Genomic DNA, 24,380 nt, shown 5'->3' on the forward strand with positions numbered 1-24,380 from the left:
GGTCAGAACGCCTCGGGGTTCTGTTGCACCGCGGCGGGCACCGGGTGCTGATACAGGCGAGACGCGTTCTCCCAGCTGAACTTCCGGATGACGTCGGCCGGTAGATCGCCGATTTGCTCGTGAATGGCTTGTTGGGTGTGCGGCCACGTCGAGTCGCAATGCGGGTAGTCGGCTTCCAACATGATGTTGTCGACGCCTATCCGGTCGCGCTGGACGAATGAGGACTTGTCCTCAACCGCGCAGAACCAGAAGTTACGGGTCAGCACCTCCGCGGGCGTCAGCGGCTCACCGAGCGCGTGCCAGGTGCCGTACATCGCGTGGTAACTGAGCATGTGGTCGAGACGGTCGAGCAACCCCGCGACCCAACCGATTCCGCCCTCGGACAGGCAGATCTTGAGGTCGGGGAACCGGCTGGGCAGTCCGGAATACAACCAGTCGACCGCGGCGGAAATGGCGTAGGCGAAAAACAGCACACCCTGCACGTCCGGCGGCGCGTCCGCGGTGGTCGACGGTGAGGACCCCGACGAACCGATGTGCAGGTTCACCACGGTGCCGGTCTCGGCGCACGCGGCCATCAGCGGATCCCAATGGCCGGTGTGAATGCTGGGCAGCCCGAGCATCGCCGGGTTTTCGCTGAACGTGACGGCGTGAAAGCCGCGCTCGGCGTTCTCGTGGATCATCTTCGCGCCGAGTTCGGGGTCGAGCAGCCACGGCAGTTGGCAGGGAATGATCCGGTCGGGATACGACCCCGCCCAGACGTCGAAATGCCAGTCGTTCCACGCCCGCACCGAGGCCAGCGCCAGGTCGCGGTCGCTGGTCACCTGCTGCAACCGTTGGCCGGCGAAACCTGGCAGGAACGACGGGAAGTTCAGCGACGCGTAGATGCCGTTGAGGTCCATGTCTTTGACCCGCGCATGGATATCCCACGCCCCCCTGCGCATCTCGTCGAAGCGGACCGGCTCGAAACCGTATTCGGCCACCGGCCGTCCGACCACCGCGTTGAACCCGACGTTGGGCAGTTCCTTGCCGTCATAGACCCACGTCTGTCCCCCGCCGTCGGTCTCGACGACTTTCGGCGCCCGGTCCGCGAACCCGCGGGGCAGGCGGCCGCTGAAGGTGTCCGGGGGTTCGACGATGTGGTCGTCCACCGAGATCACCGTGTAGCGGCGCTTGGCCCGCGGCGGATCCGGCAAGAACGTGACCGAGCGCTCGGTGCCGGTCTTCGCCTTGGTGAAGTTCAGGTCGGTGGCCAGCTCGTCGATCGATTTCACTCGTCAATCTCCTTGCGGGGCAGCGTTATCGACGCATGACGCGACGCCTTTGATTGTGCGGCGGCGACGTCTGTCGGCGCGTCGCGGCCGCGGGTGCACACTCGCGGATGTGGTTCAGGTGAGTACATCGGCGTCGGCCTTGATGGTCATGCGCGCCGCCCCGGCCCAGTACACATCGGCGGCGCGTTCGATCAGCGACCGTTGCATGCCGGCCATGTCCGACCAATTCATGGTCACCGGATCCCTGCCCGTGAGCATGACGTCGTGGGCCAGCTTGCAGACTCGCTCGATGGATGCCGCGCGGTAGACGGCTTCGGGCAGGTTGCGGCCCGTCGCGATGACGCCGTGGTTGGCCAGGATCGTCAGGTTGGCCCCCCCGATCCGGGCGGCGAGTTCCGCGGCGCGTGCGGGGCTGTCGATCTCGCCATCGTAGGTCTCGACCAGGCGCAGGTCGTCGAGGAAGAGCGAACCGGTCTGGTGCACCAGTTCGGGCAGTCTGCCCAGCGCGGCGAGCACACAGACGTAGTACGGGTGGTTGTGGATCACCACTCGGGCGTCCTCGCGCACTCGGTGCAATTCGGTGTGAATATAGATGGCCGGGGTGACGTCCCAGCGCCCGCTCACCACATGCGCGTCGCTGTCGACCACGCAGATATCGGACGCGGTGATCTCCTGCCACCAGAGTCCCCACGGGTTGACGAACATGTCGGACTGCCCGTCGAGCTGCCAGGTGATGTGCCCGGCCATGTTCTCGGCGAAACCGATGCCGGCCAGGTGACGGAAGGCGATGGCCAGCGCCTGCTCGTTGGAGAGCTCGACGCCGATGGGGGGAACCACCGATGGCGCCCAGACTTCCACCCCGCCGCGGCGTGCATCAGGAGCGTTCATGACCAGCCTCCATTCTGGCTCCAATATCCTCGCGCAGCCGGCCTTTGGCTATCTTTCCGCCGGATGATCGGGGCAATTCGTCGAGAATGATGAGCCGCTCGGGGAGCAGTTCCTTGGAAACCCCCAGCGCCAGCAGGTGTTCGACGAGTCCGGGCAGGTCGACGGTGGCGGAGTCATTGAGTTCGGCGTACAGACAGACCTTTTCGCCGAACACCGGGTCGGGCATGGCTATCGCCGCCGCTATCGCGATGGCGGGATGTGTCATGACGGCGTCTTCAACCTGGCTGGCGCTGATGTTTTTCCCGCCGCGCACGATGAAATCGGACGTGCGCCCGGTGACGCGCAGATAGCCGTCGGCGTCGATTTCACAGATGTCGCCCATGCGCATCCATCCGTCGGGGGTGAACAGCTTGTCGTGGTCGGTGCCGCCAAGGTAACCGAGGCTGGTCGCCGGACCCCGGCACGCGGGCTGGCCGCGTCCCGTGGCGGTCACGTCGCGGTCGCCGTCGAACAATCGGACTTCCATTTCGGGGATTACGCGGCCGCCAGTGCGCAGCCGTCGCTCGGTCGAGTCGTCGACGGTGGTAGCGCTGAGCATCCCGGTCTCGTTGGAGCCGTAGAACTGCAGGATTTTGGCGCCGGTGAGTTCCTCGAACTCGGCCGCGGGCCGATACGGCAACGCCTCCCCGCCGGTGTAGACGACGCGCAGCGAACTGAAATCGTAGCCGCGGCTGGCCGGGTCGGCCATCAGCATGGTCAATTGCGTGCTGACGCAACATAATACGGTGACCCGGTGTTGGGCTATCGCCTCGCAGGTGGCTTTGGTGGTGAATCGGTCCAGAAGCACCGCGGTGGCGCCGAGATAGATCGGGGTGGTGTGGCTGGTCCACAGCCCGAATCCGAAGGGGGTGGGAATGACCGGCAGGAATACCTCGTCGTCCGTCAATCGCCCGTTGTCGACGGCCTTCTGGTGGAAGTAGTACCACCGGTTCTGAGTGTGCACGACGCACTTGGGCAGCCCGGTGGTCCCCGACGTCGAGTTGATCAGGAATACATCGTCGGGGCCGAGTGCACAGCCGGCCGCCAACGCCTTGGGCTCGGCGTCGACATCGAGGTAAAGTGTCGCCTCGTCACGGTTCAACACGATCGCGGGCACGCCCAGCTCGTCTGCCACTTCGGCGGCGGCGCTGCTGTGGGCCAGATCGCTGACCATCATTTTCGGCTGGGCGCTGCGCAGGATCGCCGACGCCTCGCGGGTGCCGGCGCGCGCACCGATGCCGACAGCCACCCCGCCGCAGCGTTCGATCGCCACGAACAGCACATGAATGGCGGCAGAGTCACGGTGCCACACCACCACCCGATCACCGCGGACGATGCCCACCCCGGCCAGGGCTTCGGCTAATCGCGTTGCCGCACGCTCGAAATCACGCCAGGTGAACACCGGCCCGGGGTAATCCAGGTAGGCGGGGCGATCCGGTGTCCGTTCGGCGTTGTGCCGCACCGCGTCCGAGAGCGTCGAATCGCACCACCAGCCGGCTGCACGAAACCGGGCGGAATCCTCGACGGTGAATGCCGGCGACCCCACGGTTTCCAGGCCACCGGCGCTCATCGCTAAAGGATAGGAGAGCCGCCGATTGGTCGAGGCTGGGGAGTCGGCGGGGCCGGTACCGCGTGCTGATTGTGGATGCTCGGGCTGCGCGGGTGCGGCGAAGGGCAGGTGATATTGCGAATGCACCCGCAATTGAGCCCGATGATGCAGCCGCCTCGCCCGAAGGGTTGCGCGGGCATGGCACCGCCGGGACCCGGGTCCGCAACCGATGAACTGACGGTGGCGGCCGCCGGCGCGGCGCCCGACGCGAGACCGGCCGTCAAGGCAAACGCGGCCACGCACCCGCACAGGGCGGCGCGTGCAATAGCCTTCCGGATCCCCATAAACACAACAGTAGTTCGGCGTCGGCGGACGTGTGGGCCAGCGACCGAGCTAGGAGCAAACTCTAAGCATCCTCACGTGTTTCTCGCAGCGCCACTCGCCCGGAAGCTGGAATGGACAGTGACGCAGCCGTTTTGCAGTTGGATCGTCATCGCCGGTCTTCATGCCGATGCGACCGCGCCCGGCGGCGCGCCATAGCCCGCGCTGCGACATAGGCGGCAGCGCTGATCGCGAACATCGCGGCCGTCAACAGCAGCCACCGACCAAGAAACGGATCCTGGGTTTGACCGGTTGCGGCCCGGTAGGTGGCGCCACCCTGCTTGACGATGCCGGGCAGAAAGACCAGCAGCGTCAGCCCCGCGCCCAGCGCGGGCACCCGGAGGTAATTGAGCGCCGGCACATCGGGTTCGGCGCGATCCGGGGGGCGCCGGGCACGACCGCGTGAAAGCAGGCGGTCGACGCAGGCATAGACGGGAAACAGCACCAGGTCGTGGGCGACGATGGCCGCGGCGAACCACACGATGATCGACTGCCACCAGACGTGCGGATTCCACAGCGTGACCGGTCTCATGACGGCGATGACGTAACCCAGCAATGCGAACCCGGCGAGCATCGTCAGCAGGTGCAGCGGGTGGGATCCGTAGATCCGTGCGAACGCGCTACGCATGTGCGGCCGCCCGAAAGGCGATGGCTGCCACCCATTTGGTGTTGTGCACGCCGGGCAGCGCGGGCACGATGATCCGCGCGGGGAAGCCGTGATCCGGGGACAGGTCGGCGCCGTTCACGCGCAGCGCCAGCAGCGCGTCCGGGTGCAGCACCTGGTTGCGTTGTAGCGTCGCGCTGGCGAAAGCACCGGAGCGTTCGAGCGACGACACCCGCGCGGAATCGGGTAGCGGCACGCCGGCCAGGCGGGCGAGGTCAGCCAGTCGCACGCCAGTCCACGTTTGGGTGGTCGACCAGCCTTCGACGCAGGCGATCGGCAGGACCGCCGTGTGCTGCGGCATCGCCAGCAGGGCCGCGCGGTCCAGCGTCACCGGGTGGGGGCCGCCGTCCAGGGCGAGCCGCCAGCGCTCGACCATGTCCAGGGCGGAGATGCCGGCCGCGGCCGCGGTCCTGTTGACCTGAAAGTCCTCGGGTCCGTCGCCGGGTCGGCGCCCGCGCGGCAGTAATAGGGCGGCGGGCCGGGCCCAACCACCGAGGGTCTGCCCCGCGGTGAGGAACGTCAGGAAAAGGGCGCCGCCACCGACCAGCGCCAGGGCGCCGCGGCGGCTCATTGTGGGCGGGCCGGGTTCGGCAGCGACGAGGCTGTCGGGCTGCCGCGGCTCGGCTTCGGTGGCGGCGCGCCCGGTGCGCAGCACGTCACGCAGCGACAGCGAGCGCAGGCCGGCCCACATGCGCCGGCCCTTGACCGCGACGTGCATGACGAAGCCGGTGAGGAATACCCATGCGCCGAGGTAGTGCGCGGTGTAGAAGCTGAACCCGAAGATGTAGTCGTACTGAATGTTCAGCACGCCGGTCACGATCTCGAACAGGATCCCGCCGACCAGCATCAGCAGCGAAATCCGTTCCAGCAGTTGGGCAATCGACCGAACCGGCGGGAACACGAAGAGCCTGGGGATCACCGACCACAGCTTGGCCAGCACCACCGGGATGAGGATGAGTCCGAGCCCGACATGGAGTCCTTGGGTCAGCCGGTACAGCCAGGGCGGATCGGTGGGCCAGTCGAATGTCGGCAGCTTGAGCCAGCCGACGTCGGCGGGGATCGCCTGGCCCAACCGCGGCCCGTAGGCGATGTAGGACAGCAGGCCGGTGACGATCACGATCGGCAGTGTCACCAACAGCACCGAACCGAACACCGACGTCAGCCACGGTCCCCGCAACGGGCTGCGCCATAACCGGTCGGGAAACCCGTGGGTTTTCTTTGCCGCATCCGGGTCGTCGGTAGCGGCTATGCCGGTCGTCTTTGTCGGCCTCATCCGCCCCCAAGCCGTGCTCCGCGAGCACGCCTGGCCGTGCCCGTCAACGATCATTCACGACGGAACGACGAAAAGGGTTCAGATCGAGGATCTGCACCGAGCGCGGGCCCTACGTGCCAGAACGGCGTCTGAGTCGTGCCTGGGCCCCACACTCGCAGCGGAGGCCGTCGCGTATCTCAGTCCTTGCCGCGTGGCGGCGGTTGTACCTCGACCCCGCTGGAGTCGTGTTCGGGACCCGCGGCAGGGTGTTCGGGCGGGACGCGGTCCCGGAATCGGGTGCCTTCGCTGGGACGTTCGGGGCCGGGCCGATGAACGTTGCCATGGTAGGGACCGGGCTTCGGCCGGGGCTTTCCACCGGGGAAGGCCAGGCGGAAGATGCTGCGGTGCACCGTCCCCCACTGCTTCGAGAAGCGGCCGGAGTTGTACGGCAACTCGTAGCGCTCGCAGATGTCTTTGACCTGTGGCGCGATCTCCGAGTATCGACTGCTCGGCATGTCGGGGTAGAGGTGGTGCTCGACCTGATAACCGAGATTTCCGCTGATGATGTGGAACAGAGGGCTGCCGTCGATGTTCGCGGCGCCCAGCAACTGGCGTACGTACCAACCGCCGCGCGTCTCGTTCTCGGTCTCTTCCTGTGTGAACGTGTAGGTCTGGTCCGGGAAGTGGCCACAGAAGATGATCGCGTGCGCCCACACGTTGCGGATGACGTTGGCGAGTGCATCGGCGGCCAGGGTGCGCAGGTACGTACTTTCGACGCCCGGCGCCACCTTGTCGAGGAACGTCGCTGCGGCATTGATGCGGCCGCTGTTCGACACTTTGCGGAGCCTTCTGGCGAGGCGGGACCGCGGGGGCTGCTCGAGCCGCCCGCGCGACGCCAACTGGACGAGGGCGAACGCCCCGGCGCTGATCATGGGCCAGCCGAGGTAATCCTTGACGATCTGGGCCCGAGCTTTGACCCCGATGCCTTTCAGGTCCTTGCGGACTTCCGACCAAGGCTTCTCGCGCTTACGGATGGCGTCGATGTCCATGTCGTGGACGGCGACGCCCCACTCGAACAGCAGCGTGAGCAGTAGGTTGTAGAGCGGCTGGAACAGGAAGCGAGGCTCCCACTTCTGGTTTGGATCGATCCGCATGATCTCGTAGCCGAGATCCTTGTCCTTGCCGAGGATGTTGGTGAACGTGTGGTGGATGTAGTTGTGGGAGTGCTTCCACGACTCGGCCGTCGACGCGGTGTCCCAGTCCCAAACCGACGAGTGAATGTCGGGGTCGTTCATCCAATCCCACTGACCGTGCATCACGTTGTGGCCGATTTCCATGTTTTCCAAGATCTTGGCCATGGAGAGGCAGGCGGTGCCGAGCAACCAGGCCGTCTTCGAGCGCGATGCGAGTAACAGCACCCGACCGACCACCACGATCTGTCGCTGTGCCGAGATGACGTTCTTGATGTAGCGCCGGTCGCGGTCGCCCAGGTCGGCGAACACCTCGTCGTGGATCGCGTCGAATTCCTTCGCGAGCTTTTCGAGCTCTTGTTCCCCGAAGCGGGAAAGCGGTGTTTCCCCAGCCCTCTTCACGGCAGTTGTCACGAGCCGCTCCTTTCGATCACAGTTCGAGTTCGACGTCGCCTTCGGCGGTGTTGATACAGATCCGCACGTCTTGCTCCGTCGGCTCGATTACGTCACCCGAGCGCAGGTCGCGCAGCTTGCCCGACTTCAGCGTGCCTACACAGGTGTGGCAGATTCCGATGCGGCAGCCGAACGCGAGATTGAGACCTGCCTTCTCGCCGGCCTCGAGAATCGACGTGCCGCCGTCACATTCGACTTCCTTTTCGCTGTCGAGGAAGCAGACGGTGCCACCTTCCCCGGCGTTGGCGTCGCCGCCGATCTTGGGCTGGAAGCGCTCGAAGTGCAGGCGCTCGCAATCCCCGTTCTGTTCCCAATGCTCGATCAGAGCATCGAGCATCTCACCGGGGCCCGAGCAGAACGCCTCGCGCTCGCGCCAGTCCGGGCACGCGTCATCGAGGTCCTCGGGGGTCAGCCGCCCCCGCTCGGAGGTAAGGCGCAGATCCAGCCTCATTCCCTCGTGGCGTTCCTCGAGCTCTTCCAAGGCGGAAAGGAACATCGCCTGCTCGCGGGTCCGCGCGGAATGAATGACCACCGCGTCGCGCAATTCGTCGCGATGGTCCAGGTCGCGCAGCATGCTGATGATCGGCGTGATGCCGCTTCCAGCGCTGATGAACAGCATCTTGTCCGGCAGGGGCTCCGGCAGTGTGAAAACACCCTCGATCTCGCCGAGCCGCACCAAGTCCCCCGGCTGAATCTTGTGCACGAGATACGGCGATACGACACCGCCGTCGACCCTCTTTGGTGTGACGCTGATCAGCCCGTCTTCAGGCCGGGGATCCGAAGTCAGCGAGTACGCGCGCCAGTGGTAGACACCGTCGATCACCACGCCGAGACGTACGTACTGACCGGGCTTGTGCCCGGGCCACTCGTATCCCGGACGAATCAGAACGCTGGCCGCTTCCGAGCCTTGCGCCTCGATGCCTTCGACCTTGCCGCGCAGCTCCCGGGTGGTCCACAGCGGGTTGATCATTTCGAGGTAGTCGTCGGGCTGCAGCGGACTGAACAGGCGCCGTATTGCTCGCAGGAACAACCGGCGTCCCCGGGGGACGCGGGGCTCGGCGCCGCGTTCAGCCATGGCGTCAGAGTACACAGTTGTGCACCGACTCTAAACGTCATTTTGAATGTTGTTGTCGCACAGCATTACACATGCGTTTAACTTGGGCACACCTAGATATCAGCCGTTCACTGGCCGCTGCGCGCTCGATTTACCACTGCTGCGATGGGTACCTGGGTGGTGCCCAGAACAACAGTCGCCCAAACGTTTGTTCAGGTGTTTTTGCGGGTCAGGCCGCGCAGCGGCCGATCGTCGCGGCGCCTAATGTCGGTGACTGTGCTGATCGGCTTCCTCCTCGCGCTGGGCTGCGCGCTTTGTTACGGGACGGCGACCGTGCTGCAAGCCGCCGGGACGCGATCCGTGGAGGCGGGCAGCGGGTCAGGCGTCGATGCGGTGCTGCTGTTACGAGCCGTCCGGCAGTGGCGCTATCTGGCCGGGGTAGGCCTCGACATCATCGGGTTTGCGCTGCAGGTCGCGGCCCTGCGGCTGGTGCCGATCTATGTGGTCGCGGCGGCGCTGGCCGCCTCGATCGCGGTCACCGGCGTGGTCGCCGCTTGGTTGCTGTCGGCGCGCTTGTCGTCGTCCGAATGGACGGCCGTCGGTGTCGTCTGCCTCAGCCTGGTCGTGCTCGCCCTCGCCGCCGGGCCGGGCCACTTCCGGCACGCCCCGGCCGGGCTGGGCTGGGCGCTGCTGGGCGTGGTGGCCGCAATGCTCGCCGGCGGCGCGGCCGCGGGACGTCTGCCCGACCGCGTCCGCGCACTCGCGCTTGGTCTGGGCGCCGGAACCGGATTCGGCGTGGTTGAGGTGGCCGTGCGCCTGATCGAGGAGATCGATCCCACCAAACGCTCCTTCTACACCAATCCCGCCCTCTACGCCGCCGCTGCGGGGGGCGCCGCGGGGTTCCTCTTGCTCACCTCCGCGTTGCATCGCGGATCGGTGACGACGGCCGTCGCCGGAATGGTGGTGGGTGAAACGCTGGCACCCGCCGTCGTCGGGGTGGTCTGGCTCGGCGACACCGCTCGCGACGGGCTCGGTTGGCTGGTGATCGTTGGGTTCGCCGTCGCCGTGTCCGGAACTCTGGTGCTGGCCCGGTTTGGCGAAGCGCCCCAACCCGACCCAGCCGAGGAAGCGGGCTCAGGACGCCGCTAGCTCATGATCCGAGGGTGGACGCCGCACGGCCCAGCGCCGTGTCGCCCACGGGCGCGTAGCCGGTGCCACGCGCCGGTCGCGTCCACAGTAGGCCGTCCTGTGCGGTGACACCCGCGGCGATCAGCGCACGCTTGAGGATCTTGTTCGTCGCGGTCGCGGGCAGCCGATCGTTGATGCGCACGTAACGCGGCCACGCTTTCGGCGATAGGTCGGCCTGCGCGGCAAGGAATTTCTCGAAATCACCCGGGCTCAGGCTTGCGCCGGGCCGCAGCACCAGGGCGGCCATCACCTGATCGCCCACCCGCTCGTCGGGGACGGCATAGACGGCGACCTGGCTGATTCCGGGCAACCGCGCCAGAATGCGCTCGATCGGGGCGGCCGCCAGGTTCTCCCCGTCGACCCGCATCCAGTCGGCGGTACGACCGGCGAGATAGATCCAGCCGTCCACGTCGCGGTAGGCCAGATCACCCGACCAGTACATCCCGTGCCGCATCCGCTCGGCGGTGGCCCCCGGATCGTTGTAGTAGCCGGCGAAGGGCCCCGCGCCCTGGGTGTTGACCAGCTCACCGACCGCGCAGTCGAAGTTGGTCAGCGCACCGTGCGCGTCGAACCGCGCGGCCTCGCACTCCCGCAGCGTGGTCGAGTTGTAGATGCTCACCCCGGGATACGGCTTGCCGATGGATCCGGGCGGGGTGCCGTCTTCGCGCACCACGATGACCGCGAACTCACTGGAGCCGAAGCTGTCGATGACCCGGCACCCGAATCGCCTTGAGAATTCCGCGATATCACGATCTGTGGCCTCGTTGCCGAACGCCACACGCAGCGTGTTCTCGGCGTCGTCGGGACGTTCGGGGGTGGACAGGATCAATGCCAGCGGCTTACCGACATAGTTCAGGTAGGTCACCCGGTAGCGGCGGACATCGTCGAGAAAACGGGACGGCGAAAACCGCGCAGGCACCATGGTGGCCCCGCAGCCGACGGCGACCGCCCACCCGGCGGCCACACCGTTGGAGTGGAAGAGCGGCATCGAGAGGTAGCAGACGTCGTCGGCGGTGACATCGTATTGGTAGATCAGGCTGGCACCGCACATGATCGCCATGCCATGGGCGAACCGGACCACCTTCGGGTCGCCGCTGGTGCCGGAGGTGAAGATCATCATCAGGGTGTCGGCGGATGCCACCTCGCGGACGGGGACCAGCGGCGGCGCGGCGGCGACGGCTTCGGCGTAGCGTCCGCCGGTCACATCGAGCACCTCAATACCCTTGAGGTCCAACCCTTCCAGCAGCTCAAGATGCTCGGCGTCGACGAGCAGCATCTGACAGTCGGATCGCCGGATGTCGGTCAGCAATCCGGCGCCGCGTCGCGTGGTGTTGAGCCCGCACAACACGTACCCGCCGAGCGCCGCGGCGGCCATGGCCCGCAACATCGCCGGCGAGTTATCCAGCAGGGCACCGACGTGCGGTGGTCGTCCCGGGTCCGCGAGCGCGATGAGCGCCGCGGCCTCCGCCTCGGCCTCGACGAGGTGCTCCCGCCAGGTCCAGGTCGCCTCGCCGTAGGCCACGGCCGGGGTGTCGTCGCAGCGACGCTGCCGCAATAGCTGTTGAACGGTCTCCTGCACGCGTTCACTTCCCCTTCGACGTCGTCATCGGGTGGTCAGCACCAGCCCCGCATAGTCGTTGCGTGCTACTTCGTCGCAGTGGCGCCGGTAGGTGCCGAAGCCGCCGAGGTAGGGCATGAAGACCCGCTTCTTGCCCTCGATGTTGGCGCCCAGGTACCAGGAGGACGCGGCCTTGGGGAACAGCGTCCGCTCGGCGGCCTGGGCTACGTGCTCGGTCCAGCCCAACGCGGCGTCGCGGCGTGGCTCGACCTCGCTCACCCCTCGCTGTCGCGCAGTTCGCACCAGCTCGATGACCCAGTCCACCTGAACCTCGGCGTGCAACACCATGTTGGCCAGTACCGACGGGCTGCCCGGCCCGCTGATGGTGAACAGGTTGGGCAGCCCCGGCACCATCAGGCCGAGGAAGGTCACCGGGCCCTCGGCCCAGGCGTCGCACAGTCGTTGTCCCCCTGGGCCTTTGGGATCGATTCGGGTCAACGCCCCGGTCATGGCGTCGAAGCCGGTCGCGAAGATCAGCACATCGCAGGGATATGTCGTCGCGCCGGTTCGTACGCCGTCGGCGGTGATCTCCTCGATGGGCTCGCGGCGCAGGTTGACCAGCCGGACATTCTCGCGGTTGAACATGGCGTAGTAGCCGTCGTCGGTGCAGATCCGTTTGGTTCCTATCGGGTGATCGACCGGAATGAGATCCCTTGCGACGACGGGATCGGCGACGATCTCCCGGATGCGCTCCTCGGCGAAGGTCCTGGCGATGTCGTTGGCGGACAGGTCGCTGGTCTGGTCCGGGAACGTCTTGGCGAACAGGACCCCGCCTTCGCGCCAGCGCTTCCACAGCGCCTCCGACCGTTCGTGAGCGTCGGTGTCGAGGGCGTTCTTGTGGTAGGTGCCGTGCGGCGTGCCCGCCGCGGCGTAGGCGGAGGTCCGGCGACGCTCGGGGTACCGCTTTTGGATTACTCGCTGCTCCTCGACCGACCATGGGCGGTTGGGCATCGGGATGGTGTAATTCGCGGACCGCTGGAAGACCACCAGGTGATCGGCGTTTGCGGCGATGATCGGCGCCACCTGGATGCCGGAGGATCCCGTGCCGATCAAGCCCACCCGCTTGCCGCGCAGCTCGGGATCTTCGCGGGGCCAGGCGGCGGTGAAATACACCTCACCCGAAAATTCCTCGGCGCCTGGGATATTCGGCCGGTTCAGCGCCGAAAGACAACCGGTTGCACACAACAGGAATTGTGCGGCGAACGACTGGTTGTTCGCGGTGTCGACACGCCAGCGGCCTCGCTCGAACGTGGCGCCGACGGCGTCGACGCCGAATCGATAGTGGCGCCGCAGATCGAAGCGGTCGGCGACGTGGCGCAGGTAGGCCAGGATCTCCGGCTGGGCGGCGAAGCGTTCGGTCCACTGCCAGCTCCGTTGCAGTTCCGCGTCGAAAGAGTAGGAATAGTCCACACTTTCGACGTCGCAGCGAGCGCCCGGGTAGCGGTTCCAGTACCAGGTGCCCCCCACGTCGGGCGCGGCCTCGATCGCGGTCACCGACAGGCCCATCGAGGCGGCCCGGTGCACAGCGTAGAGCCCGGCGAATCCGGCGCCGATGATGATGACGTCGCTGACTTCGGTCACGACACCGCGCTCCGGTCCGCCGGATACAGCAGCTCGCGCAAGTCGGCACAGACCAGATGTTGTGCCGACGCCGCCGGCGGAAACGCTTGCATCGTCATGAAGCCGTGAAACAACCCGGGAAAGTCCCGGTGCACGACGGGCACTCCCGCGTGACGCAATCGGTGCGCGTAGTCGCAGCCCTCGCTGTGCAGGGGATCAAGACCGGCCGTCACTATCACCGCCGGTGGCAGGCCCGCATGGGTGTGCGCGCGAGCCGGGGCGACCAAATAGGCGGGGTCGAAAACCGTTTGTGTACCCAGGTATTGGTGCCAGTACCATTGCATCGCGGCGCGGGTGTTGAAGTACCCGGTGGCGTAGCGGTGATAACTGTCGGTATCGAACGTCGGATCGACCGCCGGGTAGATCAACAGCTGCCCCGCCGGTGGCGTGACGCCGCGGTCGCGGCAGAGAATGGCGGTGACGGCGGCCAGGTTGCCGCCGGCGCTATCCCCGGCAATGGCGATGCGCACCGGGTCGATGCCCATGTCCGCGGCGTGCGCGACCGTCCAGTCGAACACCGCGAAGGCGTCGAGCGCCGCGGCCGGGGCGGGATGCTCGGGGGCCAGACGGTAGTCAACCGAGATCACGACGGCTTGGGTGCCCCGGGCCAGAGCTCGGCAGAATCCGTCGTGAGATTCGATGTCACAGAAGACGAATCCGCCCCCGTGGTAGAACACGATCGCGGCACGGTCCTGCGTCGGCGCACCATGTGGCTGGTAGATGCGCACCGGCACCGACCCGTCAGGGCTCGGAACCACGCGGTCGGTGGCGCTGCGGACGTCGTCGAGGTTGTTGACCGGCATGCGCCGCTCGGCCACCGCTGCGCGCGCCTGCGGACCGGTCATGTTCTCGACGCGCGGGAATCCGGCGTTCAACTGGTCGAGCATCGCCTGCACTACGCCGTTCAGCGGATCGTCCATGTGCACCTCCGACCTCGTCGTCCAAGGTCATGCGGGCCGATATTTCAGGAGGGTGATGCCCTCTTCAGGCAGATCGTAGAACACCGGCTTCACCCGCATGCCGATCCGGATGTCGTCCGGCTCGACGTCCACCAGCTCGGTGCTGAATTTCGGTCCGGCATCCCACCGCACCACCGCGAGCAGCTGCGGCAGCGCGTCCTGCCACGGCGGGCCGGTTGGCCGGCGCGCGATAGTGAAGGTGTACAGCGTTCCGGCGCCGTCGATTTCGCGCCATTCCAGGTCGTCGGCCAGCGTGCCCGGGGCCAGCGTGCGCGGATAGAACACGTAACGCTGCGAGGACGGCGAGTACTGCACCAGGATCCGGTGCTGCACCAGGGCGTCCCAAAACGGCCGCGAGACCGGTGTGGGCTCGGGTACCGGATGGCTCATGCCTAGTCCCCCCGCATCAGCAGCGCGACCTGTTCACTCATGATGCCGCCGTTGCCGGTCACGAACGCCGTGTGGCAGTCGCGCACCTGCGCGTCGCCGGCCCGACCCATGATCTGGCGTGCACCGTCGACCACATGGTGCATGCCGCCGGCCATGCCCGCCTGGCCGAAGGACAATTGGCCCCCTGCGGTGTTGAGCGGGAAGTCGCCGCGGTAGGTCAGGTCGTGCTCGCCGACCCACGACATGCCTTCGCCTTTCGCGCAGAATCCGGCGTCCTCGAGGCTCATCAGCACCGTGATGGTGTAGCAATCGTAGATCGACGCGATGTCGACGTCGGACCGATGCAGCCCGGCCATGGCGAACGCCCGATCGGCGGCGCGCGCGATCGGGGTCGACAGCAGATCCTCGGCGTAGGTCGGGGTCTTGAATGCGATGTGTTCGCCGAAGCCCTTGATCCACACCGGGCGGTTGCGGCCGCGGCGGGCGATGTCGGCGTTGGCGATGAGCACGCCCGCTCCCCCGTGCACGCGCAGCACCGTCTCCAGCAAGTGGATCGGGTCCGCGATCATCGGGCTGCCCAGGACGTCCTTCACCGTGATGGGGCTGCCGTGAAACACCGCGCCGGGATGCGCACACGCGTTCGTGCGTTGGTCGACGGCGATCTTGGCGAGCGCGGCGGGGTCGTAATCGAATTCCGCCGCGTAGCGCTGGGCGATCTGCGCGTAGGGCGCGTTCTGACCGACATTGCCGTATGGGATCTCGAATTCGGCTTGCGGCGAGCCATAGTTGTTCGAAGACGCCCCATACCAATTCGGGCCGGGCGGGGGTCGCCGCCCGGACTGGGGCACCGAGGCCGATCCGGGCACGACGGCGAGCGCCGCGTCGCAGACGCCGAGTTCGACGGCCGCCGCCGCACGCCAGATCATTCCGGCGGCGGTGGCTCCGCCGAGATCGACTCGCTCACCGAAATCCAATGCCATACCCAGGTATTCGCATAGGGTGGCCGGTGCGAACATGGCCGACTCGGCAACGCCGTGGGTCAGCAGGCCGTTGATGCAGCGGGGACCGACTCCGGCGTCCTCGATGACCATCTTCGCCAGCGCCGCGTACTGATCCAGGGTGAACAGCGGTGCGCGGGTGGGGCGCCGCTCGGCGGGCAACTCCGCGATGCCGACGATGGCCGCCTCGCCGCGCAACCCGGTCACGGCTGGCCCGCCCGCATCGGCAGCTCGACGGTCGCCGTCCCCGGCATCAGGATCGTGTCGCCACGCCGGCCGGCGATGACGAGGTCGACCAACCCGGCGCCCATGTCGCTCAGCCGTTTACCGGTGACCTCGCCGCCGAAACTGAGCGCCTCGCCGGGATACGCCACCGCCCGGTTCTGCACCGAGAACGACACCAGCCGCCCTCGCCCGCCGATCCAGTCGCCGAGCGCTCGGGCCAGCAGCGCCGCCTGAAGCGGGCCCTGAACCAAGACGTTGTCGTAGCCTTCGTTCTCGCGTGCCCACTCTTTGTCGTAGTGAATCCGGTGACCGTTGTACGTGGCGGCGCTGAAGAAGAACATCTGGGTTTCGTCGACGGTGACGGTCAGCGGGGGAACGCGCTCGCCGACGGCGATGTCTTCGAAAAAGGGTTGGGGGCCGGTCATGTCGCACTACTAGGGACGGGCGATCATCGACGTCGACGCTTCGGCCAGCAGGTCCCGATGCTGGTTGCGGTACACCGTGTGCCAAGTGACGAGAACGAATGGGCCGGAGCGGCCCCGCTTTTCGACGATCGAGGAGATGGTTCGGACCATATCGATCTCGTCGCGGTGGTACGCGGGCAGGTGAAACGTGAAGCTCTCCCCGCCGGCCATCCGTTTGGGGGCTCGCGGAAACGCCAGGCTGCCCGAGACCGCTCCGGACGATCCGTCGGGACGCAACGACTCGAGCGCCGATACACCGAGGATCGCGTACTGCAGAAACAGTGGCGGGCAGATGATGTCGCGATATCCGTTGGCCCGGGCATAATCCGGATCGAAATACAGCGGGTTGTGGTCGCCGACCGCGGCCGCCCAGCGTTGCCAATCGCGGCTGTTCAACTCCCCGGTCGCCGACGCCGCTACGGTGCCGATGCGCGACGCCGATCCCGCGTCGATCAGACTATCCTCGCTCAACGGCGCTCCCCTTCGTCTGTCTCGTCGTGCCGGCTGTGTGTAAGCCAGCCGGCGGCGACATCGGCTCCGCCGCCGAGAGTCGAACCGAGCCGTGCCCGCTCGCTCCACAGATGCAGGTCGGTCTCGGTGACATAGCCCATGCCACCGTGCAGTTGATGGGCGTCCAGCGTGATCAGGCGCGCGGCGGTGGCCGCGTGCATGCGCGCGATGGCCGTCTCCCTGGTCGCCACGCGGCCCCGGCCCAGCCAGAACACGGCGGCGTGCGCGGCCAATCGCGCGGCCGCCAAGGCGATGTGCATGTTGGCGATCAGGTGTTGGGCGGCCTGGAACGACGCGATGGGCCGGCCGAATTGATGACGCAGCTTGGTGTAGTCGACGCTGCGGTCCAGCACGGCCTGGCCGACGCCGACCAGGTCGAGTGATCCCAGCGCGACGGCGGTGTTCGCCACCCGGCGCAGCGCGCGTGCGGTGACGCCATCGAGCACCGCGTCGGCGACGACGTCGTCGAAGTGCAGCGTGAATGCGCGGAGCCCACCGGCCATGTCGAGCGGTTCCACACTGGCATTGCGGATGTCGACGACGAAGGCCATGGGCCGCTCGTCCGTCGTGGCGGACGCCACGATGAGGTCGGCGACGTCGGCATCGAGGACATAGTCCGCGGTTCCGTTGAGCCGCCATTGTTTTGCGGCGCGATCGGCGTGCGGCCCGGGGGCGACGAGGGCGGTGTCGCGCACGTTGAAGAGTGCGGTGGTGGCCCGCGCCTTACCGGACGCGAGCGACGGGAGCCAGCGGGCCTTGACGGCCGGCGAGCCGAGCTCGTCGATGGCCAGTGTGGCCTGAACGCTGCTGTGCACCGTCGTCGGGCACAGCGCGCGGCCGGCTTCGGTGTAGAAGACGGCGAGGTCGTCGACGGAGCCGCCGGCCCCGCCGTACTCCTCGCTGACGGCCAGGCCGAAGACGCCCGCATCGGCCAGCGCCTTCCACAGTGCCGGCGTGTGGCGGTTTGCACCGGGTTCGTTGAGGGCGCGCACCAGACCGATCGGGTTCTCGGCGGCCAGCAGGGCGCGCAAGGCCGAGGCGAACTCGCGCTGTTCGGCGGTGGGGATCGTCTTCATCTGCGGAGTGCGGGTCTGACGTCAGCGTCCATAGGACGGCATTCCGTGGCCGCGCTGCGCGATGATGTCGCGCAGCACCTCGTTGGTCCCACCGCCGAAGCGCATCAGCGGGGCGGCCCGGTAGAGCCGCTCGAATTTGCCTGCCAATGGGGCCTGTTCGCTGCCATGCGCCAACAGGCCGTCGGGCCCGAGGAGGTCGAGAGCCAGGTCGGCGATGCGCTGACGCAGCTCGCTGGTGAAAACCTTCTCCACGCTGACCTCGACGGTGGGTATGACGCCGGAGTCCAGGATGGACGCCGCCTCGTAGCCCATCAGCACGGCCACCGCGACGTCTGCCTCGGCCTGCGCCAGTCGCCGACGAAGCGACGGATCGTCGGCGGGTACGGTCCCGTCGCGCCGGGGGCGATGCACCAGCTCGTGCAACTCCTCGACGGCGCGGCGCAGGTCTCCGGCGTTGGTCAGTGCCCCGCGTTCGAGATCGAGCGCACCCGTGATGTAGGTCCAGCCGCGGTTGACCTCGCCGACCAGGTTGGTGACCGGCACCCGCACGTCACGGAAGTGCACCTCGTTGGTGCGATAGCCCGACCACGCGTACAGCGGGCGTATTTCGACGCCCGAGCGGTCGATCGGCACGATGATGACCGAAATGCCGCGATGCCGGGCACCACTCGGATCGGTACGGACGCAGAGCCATTCGTGCGTGGCGCGCTGGGCGCCGCTGTTCCAGATCTTGGTGCCGTTGATCACCCATTCATCGCCGTCCCGCGTGGCGCTGGTGCGCAGGCTGGCCAGGTCGGTTCCTGCATCTGGCTCGGAATAGCCTACCGCGCAGATCATTTCGCCCTTGGCGATGAGGGGCAGCCAGTCGGTCTTGTTGCGCTCGGTGCCATGCCGCATGATCATCGGCGCCACCGATGTCACCGTCAGGTCGGGACCGGGCACGCCCCAATATTCGAATTCGCTCATCAGCAGATGCAGGTGCATGGCGCCGAGGCCAAGTCCGCCGTACTCGCGCGGCCAGTTCAGCCCGAACCAGCCCTTGGCCCCGATCTTGCGGCGAAACCGGGCGACTTCGCCGTCGGGAACCTCCAAGTCGTGCTCAGCGAGCTCGACACGCAATTCCGGGGTGACGTTGTCGTGCAGAAATTCCCGAACCTCGGTGAGCCAGGCGCGCTGCCCAGCGTCGAGTTCGAAATCCATTCCGGCGCCTTTGCCTTTCCACATGCTTTTCACCGAGCGTCGCCAGCGTAACGCCACAGGGAGATGGCACCGGCGATTTCGAGGCTGCGTCATGCGCGGGCGCCACAGGCGGGCGCTCGTGCTGTAACTACGCTGTCAAACTCCGGTTAAAACACGTCGACGCTCTCGCAGTGATTCCAGTGGGCTGCGACGATTGTCAGATCGGCTGGTCGACGGGGACCAGGCATTCTGCTGAGCCCCAGGGAGAAGTCATGCCCACTGTTGAGATGCGCCTGCGCGAAGATCTGCGCAACTACGCCGTCGAATTGCGGCAACTGGCGTACACGCTGCCGTTAGGCGTAGGCGAGCACGATCTGCTGCAACTGTCCGACCGCATGCGTGCCGCGGCCGAGCAGGTGCTCCGCAAGCGCGCCTGACCGCGTCAGCCGCCGCGCAGGCGGATCTTCCAGCGCACGAAGCCGAGGTAGACGGCGCTGATGACGAACAGCATGCCGACGTCGAACCACCACGTCGCCGGGGTGTGCTGCCAATGCGAGTCCTTCGGGGTGAGCGGACCGGGCACCAGCTTGGTCAAATCGGCGGTCGAGGCCGATGCGGCGAATCCCCATCGCGCCGGGGTTGCCCAGGACATCTGGTCGAGACCGATGCGCGCCGTAACCGGAATCATCCCCCCGGAGAACACCAGTTGCGACATGACCGCGACCACCAGCAACGGCATGATCTGCTCGTTGGACTTGGCGACGGCCGATAAGGCCAGCCCCAGCATTGCCGAAGCCACACACGTCAGCGCGACGTCGGCGAACAGCTCGAGACCCGGCTTGCCCAGCGCCACGGCCCCCTGGGTCGGCGCTCCCTTGCCGAGCACCGCAATGATGCTGACGATCGCCGACTGGACGATCGCGAAGACCGTGTACACGCAAACCTTGGCCAACAGGTAGGCCGAGGTGGACAATCCGACCGCCTGTTCGCGCAGGAAGATCGCGCGCTCACCGATGAGGTCGCGGATGGTCAGGGCGGTGCCCATGAACACCGCGCCGACGTTGAGCAGCACCAGGATCTGCCCGGGCTCATTGGGCGCGGCGCCCATCGGGTTCGGGATCCCGAAGCCGACATCGCCGGGCACCGACATGGACAGCGACCCCATGATGAACGGCAACAGCGCGAGAAAGACGAAGTAGCCGCGGTCAGAGACGATCAGCCGCATCTGGCGCCGGGCGATAGTCGAGAACTGCCGCACCAGGCTGGTGTGCGACGGATCGCCCAGCTCGGCGGGTTTCTCGGCGGGCGGCGGAGCGGGCGGCGGGCCCGTTCGGGCCAGGTAGCGCGCACGGGACCCGTCGGGATCGTTCGCGACGGTGCTGAAGATGTCGGCCCAGTTGGTGGTGCCCATGGCGGGACCGATTTGGTTGGGCGGCCCGTAGAAGGCCGTTTTGCCACCGGGCCCCAGCAGCAACACCTGGTCGCAGACGTCCAGGTAGGTCAGCGAGTGGGTGACCACCAGCACCACACGACCGGCGTCGGCGAGCTGCCGCAGCATGGTCATCACCTGCCGATCGAGCGCCGGGTCCAGGCCTGAGGTCGGCTCGTCGAGGATCAGCAGCGACGGGCCGGTGAGCAGTTCGAGCGCCACCGACGCTCGCTTGCGCTGTCCGCCGGACAGCTTGTCCACCCTGGTGCGGAGGTGCTGGGTCATCTCGAGTTCCTCGAGCACCCGAGCCACCACCTGGGCGCGGTCGTCCTTCGTGGTGTCGGGCGGCAGCCGCAGCTCCGCGGCGTACAACAACGCCTGCTGCACGGTCAGCTGCCCGTGCACCACGTCGTCCTGCGGCACCATCCCGATTCTGCTGCGCAACGAGGCGTATTCGCCATGGATGTTGTGGCCCTCGAACGACACGGTCCCCGTCGTCGGGTGCGTGTATCCGGCGATCAGTCGCGCGAAGGTCGACTTGCCAGCGCCGGAAGGCCCGATGATGGCCGTCAGCGTGCCGGGCAGGGCGGTCAGCGAGATGTTGTCCAGCAGTGTTTTGTTGTTCTCGATCGTCCAGGTCACCCCGCGCACATCGAGGCCGCCGCTGCGCGTCGCCGTCGCGGTCTGGTCGCGGCGGGCCAGGTCGCCACCGTGGAAGATCAGGTCGATGTTGCCGATGGTGACCACGTCGCCGTCGTGCAATACGGCCGAATCGACCCGGACGCCGTTGACGAAGGTGCCGTTGATGCTGCGGTTGTCGTGGATCTCGGTGCCGGTGGGCGTCGGAATCAGGGTGGCGTGGTGGCGCGATGCCAGCACCTCGGGGATGACGATGTCGTTGTCGTTGGCGCGCCCGATCCTGATGGCGCCCGGTCCGTCCGGACCGGCCTTGCCCGGCCGCAGGATCTTCATCATCGATGTCGCGATGATCGACGCGTCGCCGCCGATGCGGCCCGTCTGCGGCGCCGGTCCCGCAGCGGTCGGCGGCGCCGCCTGCGTCTGCGGCGACCGGTAAATCTGCGGCGCAGGCTGCGATTCGCTCGGTAGACCGCTGGTCGGGAATCGGGGCTGCGGCTCGGACGGTTGGCTTGCCGTGGCTCCCCCGGCCGGCTGCGCGCTGGCGGGAGGCTGGACGGAATGCCGGAACGACGCCGGCTGCTGGGTCTGGCCGGCATGCTGGCTGGCTGACGACCGGCTCTGCGGCGCGCGTGCCGGCGGTTCGCTGGGATTGCTGACAATCGGTATCGACGTCGTCAGCGGGGGCCGCCCGGCCGAGCCCCGGTGGCGGCCCACCTCGAAGGTGAGCGCCGGACCGTCCGGATTGCCGACGTTGACCCGCAGCCCATCCTGGATGTCGACGACTGGGACGCGGCGGTTGTGGACATAAAGGCCGTTGAGGCTGCCGTTGTCGACGGCGATCCATCGACCCTGGTCGTATCGCACTATCAGATGAGTTCGGGAGATCAGGGGGTGGGCTACTCGCATGTCGGCGCGAAGGTCACGCCCGATCACTACATCGTTGCCCGGCGCGAAGGTGCGTTCGGCCCCCTGGTACCGCACGGTCAGCGCGGGCGGGGCTGGTGAGGTCATCAGGACCAACTGTAACGGCAGCGGGGCGGCTTATGCGCGACGTGCTTGGCCGGGCTCTGTGTCGTACCATCGCCGACTGGAATCAGCGGAGGGCGCCGACTAGAAGGCCGCCCGGCAACGAAGGCCAGCTGGGTAACGAATTACATTGTAGTACAATTACTTTCGCCGTTTTCAACCGGCAACCGCGGCGTTGCGCAGACTGCGCAGGCTCGGAACTTTGGCGCGAGCGGCGGTGACGTCCTTGACGAAATCACCCAGGTATTTGATCGCTCGCCTGCCCTCGGGCAAAACGTCGGCGGCCAAGGGGAAGTCGTGGATCTGCCCCTCCCACAGATGCAGATCACAGTGGATCCCGCTGGCTTCCAAACGCTTCGCCATCAGCTCGGCGTCGACGAGCAGCAACTCGTCCGAGCTGGCGTGGATGGTGACCGGCGGCAACGAGGACAGATCGGCATCCACCGGGGAGGCGACCGCGTAATCGCCCTGGCCTTCCACAACCTGTGCCTTGCTGAGGAATTCGGCGAACCGGGAGAACGCCCGGCGGGTGAACATCGAGCACTTGCGCGCGTTGCGGTGCTTGAGTTTGCGTACCGGATCCGTGTCGGTGAACGGTGAGACGGTCGCGACTCCCGCCGGTTCCATGATGCCGTCCTGGATCGCCAAGAGCGTGGTCATGAACGCCAGATACCCGCCGGCGGAGTCGCCGGCCACGACAACCTGGTCTCCGTCGAAGCCGCGATCCTGCAACCACCGCAAGCCACTGATGCCGTCGTCGATGGCATCGGTGATCTGGTGCGCGGGCAACTTCCGGTACGCGACGGTGAGCACGGTGGCGTCAGCAGCCTTCGACAAGCGAGTCACCATGGAGCGATGGGTGTTGAGGCCGCAGGTCAGGAACGCGCCGCCATGCAAATACAGGATTGTCCGCTCCCCCGATACGCCGGGCGCACGAACCCATTCGGCAGCACAGTTCTCTAGTCGCACCCGTTCGATTTGTGCCCGTGGCCCGACTTGCGGCACCAATCCCGCGACACCATCGAGGTATTCGAACGGCCAGCGCAGGTTCGGCGTCATGGCCCATGCGCGGACGGTGTTTTTCACGATCAAGCGGCTGGCGAGCCCTACGGCAACCGACTGCGGGCTATGGCGGTGATGGACGCGCCGCGTCATCGCCACGCTCGGCAATACATGTGTCGGTTCGGCTGTGCTCACCATCGGTTTCAACCTCCTAAGTGGCGACCGAATACCCGCCGCCGCGGGGGGCTAACTGGAAATGAACGGCCCACAAATGTCAGGTACATCACTGTTTGTTGCGCGAAGAGATGGGTACCACTGACTCGTTTGTCTTGAGGTTCCCGCGCGGGCGCAATCGGGCCTAACCGGCTGTTGCCAAGGCCGCCTAATGGCCCAAGATATGAGCGATGACACACGCGAAGCCTTCCGATCCGCTGCTGGCCGACCGGGTGACGGTCGTCACGGGCGGTGCGGGAGGCATCGGGGCTGCGACAGCACGCCTGTTCGCCGAACACGGGGCCCGCGTGGTCATCGCCGATATCGACGCCGACCTCGCCGGCGCGACGGCAGCCACGATCACCGAATCCGGTGGTTCGGCCTCAGCCGTCGTCACCGACGTTCGAGACCCCGACCAGGTCGCCCGCTTGGCCCGGACGGTGCTCGAGCGGTTCGATCGAGTGGACGTGCTGGTCAACAACGTGGGCCATTGGTTGCGCCACCCCGGAAATTTCGTCGACACCGACCCGCAGCAGTGGGACGAGCTCTACCGGATCAACTTGCACCATGTCTTCCTGCTGACCCACGCGTTCCTGCCGGCCATGGTCGAGCGCCAGGCTGGTGCGATCGTGAACGTCTCGTCGCTCGAGGGGCTGCGGGGGTATCCGGAGGACCCGGTGTATGCCGCCTTCAAATCCGCTGTCAACTCGTTCACGCGCAGCCTCGCGGTCCAGGTGGGCATCCACGGGATAAGGGTCAACGCAATCGCGCCCGATGTCACCGAATCCCTGCAAGTTCCCTATTCGCAATGGCTTTCGGACCAAGAACAGGCGCAATGGCCGCAATGGGTTCCGGTGGGGCGGATGGGCCTGCCCGAGGACCAGGCCAGAGTCATCCTGTTCTTGGCCTCCGATCTTTCCGGGTTCGTCACCGGCCACGTCATTCCCACCGACGGCGGTACCGGGGCCGCCGGTGGATGGTTCCGCTCGACCCGCCGACCGGACCGCCAGTGGACAAACCGGCCCATCGCCCCCTGATCAGACATCACCGAAGCCGCGTTCCGCCCGGGCCCGGGCCCAGGCCCGCGGAAGCGTTGCGGGAAT

At 66.9% G+C, this 24,380-nt stretch carries 21 protein-coding genes; 3 read left to right on the forward strand and 18 right to left on the reverse strand.

The features are described from left to right. Window positions 1–2: 2 nt before the first annotated feature. The 7 genes from AC5Y4F_RS16455 to AC5Y4F_RS16485 form a co-directional block, all read right to left on the reverse strand. Window positions 3–1,271: an amidohydrolase family protein gene (locus AC5Y4F_RS16455; RefSeq protein ID WP_067933748.1), complete on the reverse strand. Its 1,269-nt coding sequence runs from the start codon at window positions 1,269–1,271 to the stop codon at window positions 3–5. A 114-nt stretch (window positions 1,272–1,385) separates the two neighbouring features. Then, a complete protein-coding gene (locus AC5Y4F_RS16460) occupies window positions 1,386–2,159 on the reverse strand; it encodes a class II aldolase/adducin family protein (RefSeq protein ID WP_067933749.1) in 774 nt (257 codons plus the stop codon). Further along, on the reverse strand, window positions 2,146–3,768 hold the full coding sequence (locus AC5Y4F_RS16465; RefSeq protein WP_067933751.1) for a class I adenylate-forming enzyme family protein: 1,623 nt from the start codon (window positions 3,766–3,768) through the stop codon (window positions 2,146–2,148). The genes AC5Y4F_RS16460 and AC5Y4F_RS16465 overlap by 14 nt, the downstream gene beginning before the upstream one ends. Before the next feature lie 469 nt (window positions 3,769–4,237). After that, window positions 4,238–4,756 (reverse strand): hypothetical protein, encoded by a 519-nt coding sequence (locus AC5Y4F_RS16470; RefSeq protein ID WP_067933753.1) that lies wholly within the window; start codon window positions 4,754–4,756, stop codon window positions 4,238–4,240. Next, window positions 4,749–6,065: a molybdopterin-dependent oxidoreductase gene (locus AC5Y4F_RS16475; RefSeq protein WP_082947583.1), complete on the reverse strand. Its 1,317-nt coding sequence runs from the start codon at window positions 6,063–6,065 to the stop codon at window positions 4,749–4,751. Before AC5Y4F_RS16475 ends, AC5Y4F_RS16470 begins: the two co-directional genes overlap by 8 nt. 176 nt (window positions 6,066–6,241) lie before the next feature. Next, complete coding sequence (locus AC5Y4F_RS16480; RefSeq protein WP_499997700.1) at window positions 6,242–7,636, reverse strand: fatty acid desaturase family protein; 1,395 nt, start codon at window positions 7,634–7,636, stop codon at window positions 6,242–6,244. Window positions 7,637–7,664: 28 nt separating this feature from the next. After that, the gene (locus tag AC5Y4F_RS16485; protein ID WP_067933756.1) at window positions 7,665–8,762 is read right to left on the reverse strand and encodes a ferredoxin reductase; all 1,098 of its coding nucleotides are present in this window, start codon (window positions 8,760–8,762) and stop codon (window positions 7,665–7,667) included. 243 nt (window positions 8,763–9,005) lie between these two features. On the opposite strand from AC5Y4F_RS16485, the gene AC5Y4F_RS16490 reads away from it, so the two are divergent. Continuing rightward, window positions 9,006–9,890, forward strand: a complete 885-nt coding sequence (locus AC5Y4F_RS16490; RefSeq protein WP_499997622.1) for a DMT family transporter — start codon at window positions 9,006–9,008, stop codon at window positions 9,888–9,890. A 1-nt stretch (window position 9,891) separates the two neighbouring features. On the opposite strand, the gene fadD1 is transcribed toward AC5Y4F_RS16490, so the two are convergent. Genes fadD1 through AC5Y4F_RS16535 form a run of 9 tightly spaced genes read right to left on the reverse strand, consistent with a single transcriptional unit; the run spans window position 9,892 to window position 18,989 of the window. After that, window positions 9,892–11,508 carry a fatty-acid--CoA ligase FadD1 gene (gene fadD1 / locus AC5Y4F_RS16495; protein WP_067933759.1) on the reverse strand — a complete coding sequence of 539 codons (1,617 nt, stop codon included), beginning with the start codon at window positions 11,506–11,508 and terminating at the stop codon, window positions 9,892–9,894. Window positions 11,509–11,532: 24 nt separating this feature from the next. Continuing rightward, window positions 11,533–13,128 carry a flavin-containing monooxygenase gene (locus tag AC5Y4F_RS16500; protein ID WP_067933760.1) on the reverse strand — a complete coding sequence of 532 codons (1,596 nt, stop codon included), beginning with the start codon at window positions 13,126–13,128 and terminating at the stop codon, window positions 11,533–11,535. Further along, window positions 13,125–14,087, reverse strand: coding sequence for an alpha/beta hydrolase (locus AC5Y4F_RS16505; RefSeq protein WP_499997623.1), 963 nt, complete (start codon window positions 14,085–14,087; stop codon window positions 13,125–13,127). Before AC5Y4F_RS16505 ends, AC5Y4F_RS16500 begins: the two co-directional genes overlap by 4 nt. A 27-nt stretch (window positions 14,088–14,114) precedes the next feature. Then, window positions 14,115–14,516 (reverse strand): Zn-ribbon domain-containing OB-fold protein, encoded by a 402-nt coding sequence (locus tag AC5Y4F_RS16510; RefSeq protein WP_499997624.1) that lies wholly within the window; start codon window positions 14,514–14,516, stop codon window positions 14,115–14,117. A 2-nt stretch (window positions 14,517–14,518) separates the two neighbouring features. Beyond that, entirely contained in the window at window positions 14,519–15,721 is a 1,203-nt protein-coding gene (locus tag AC5Y4F_RS16515; RefSeq protein ID WP_499997625.1) for a thiolase family protein, read from the reverse strand. Continuing rightward, window positions 15,718–16,164 carry a MaoC/PaaZ C-terminal domain-containing protein gene (locus AC5Y4F_RS16520; RefSeq protein ID WP_499997626.1) on the reverse strand — a complete coding sequence of 149 codons (447 nt, stop codon included), beginning with the start codon at window positions 16,162–16,164 and terminating at the stop codon, window positions 15,718–15,720. Before AC5Y4F_RS16520 ends, AC5Y4F_RS16515 begins: the two co-directional genes overlap by 4 nt. A 9-nt stretch (window positions 16,165–16,173) precedes the next feature. Then, complete coding sequence (locus AC5Y4F_RS16525; RefSeq protein WP_067933767.1) at window positions 16,174–16,674, reverse strand: MaoC family dehydratase; 501 nt, start codon at window positions 16,672–16,674, stop codon at window positions 16,174–16,176. Then, window positions 16,671–17,789: an acyl-CoA dehydrogenase family protein gene (locus AC5Y4F_RS16530; protein ID WP_067933769.1), complete on the reverse strand. Its 1,119-nt coding sequence runs from the start codon at window positions 17,787–17,789 to the stop codon at window positions 16,671–16,673. Before AC5Y4F_RS16530 ends, AC5Y4F_RS16525 begins: the two co-directional genes overlap by 4 nt. Window positions 17,790–17,810: 21 nt before the next feature. Beyond that, window positions 17,811–18,989 carry an acyl-CoA dehydrogenase family protein gene (locus AC5Y4F_RS16535; protein ID WP_067933849.1) on the reverse strand — a complete coding sequence of 393 codons (1,179 nt, stop codon included), beginning with the start codon at window positions 18,987–18,989 and terminating at the stop codon, window positions 17,811–17,813. Between the two features lie 251 nt (window positions 18,990–19,240). Between AC5Y4F_RS16535 and AC5Y4F_RS16540 the strand changes: the two genes are divergently transcribed. After that, a complete protein-coding gene (locus AC5Y4F_RS16540; protein ID WP_197520541.1) occupies window positions 19,241–19,405 on the forward strand; it encodes a hypothetical protein in 165 nt (54 codons plus the stop codon). A gap of 5 nt (window positions 19,406–19,410) precedes the next feature. On the opposite strand, the gene AC5Y4F_RS16545 is transcribed toward AC5Y4F_RS16540, so the two are convergent. Together AC5Y4F_RS16545 and AC5Y4F_RS16550 are read right to left on the reverse strand one after the other, a co-directional pair. Next, entirely contained in the window at window positions 19,411–22,047 is a 2,637-nt protein-coding gene (locus AC5Y4F_RS16545; RefSeq protein WP_082947575.1) for an ATP-binding cassette domain-containing protein, read from the reverse strand. Window positions 22,048–22,218: 171 nt separating this feature from the next. Further along, entirely contained in the window at window positions 22,219–23,262 is a 1,044-nt protein-coding gene (locus AC5Y4F_RS16550; protein WP_082947576.1) for an alpha/beta hydrolase, read from the reverse strand. Between the two features lie 206 nt (window positions 23,263–23,468). On the opposite strand from AC5Y4F_RS16550, the gene AC5Y4F_RS16555 reads away from it, so the two are divergent. Then, window positions 23,469–24,314: an SDR family NAD(P)-dependent oxidoreductase gene (locus AC5Y4F_RS16555; protein WP_499997627.1), complete on the forward strand. Its 846-nt coding sequence runs from the start codon at window positions 23,469–23,471 to the stop codon at window positions 24,312–24,314. Window positions 24,315–24,380: the final 66 nt, after the last annotated feature.

The organism is Mycobacterium sp. NGS56 (assembly GCF_059812425.1).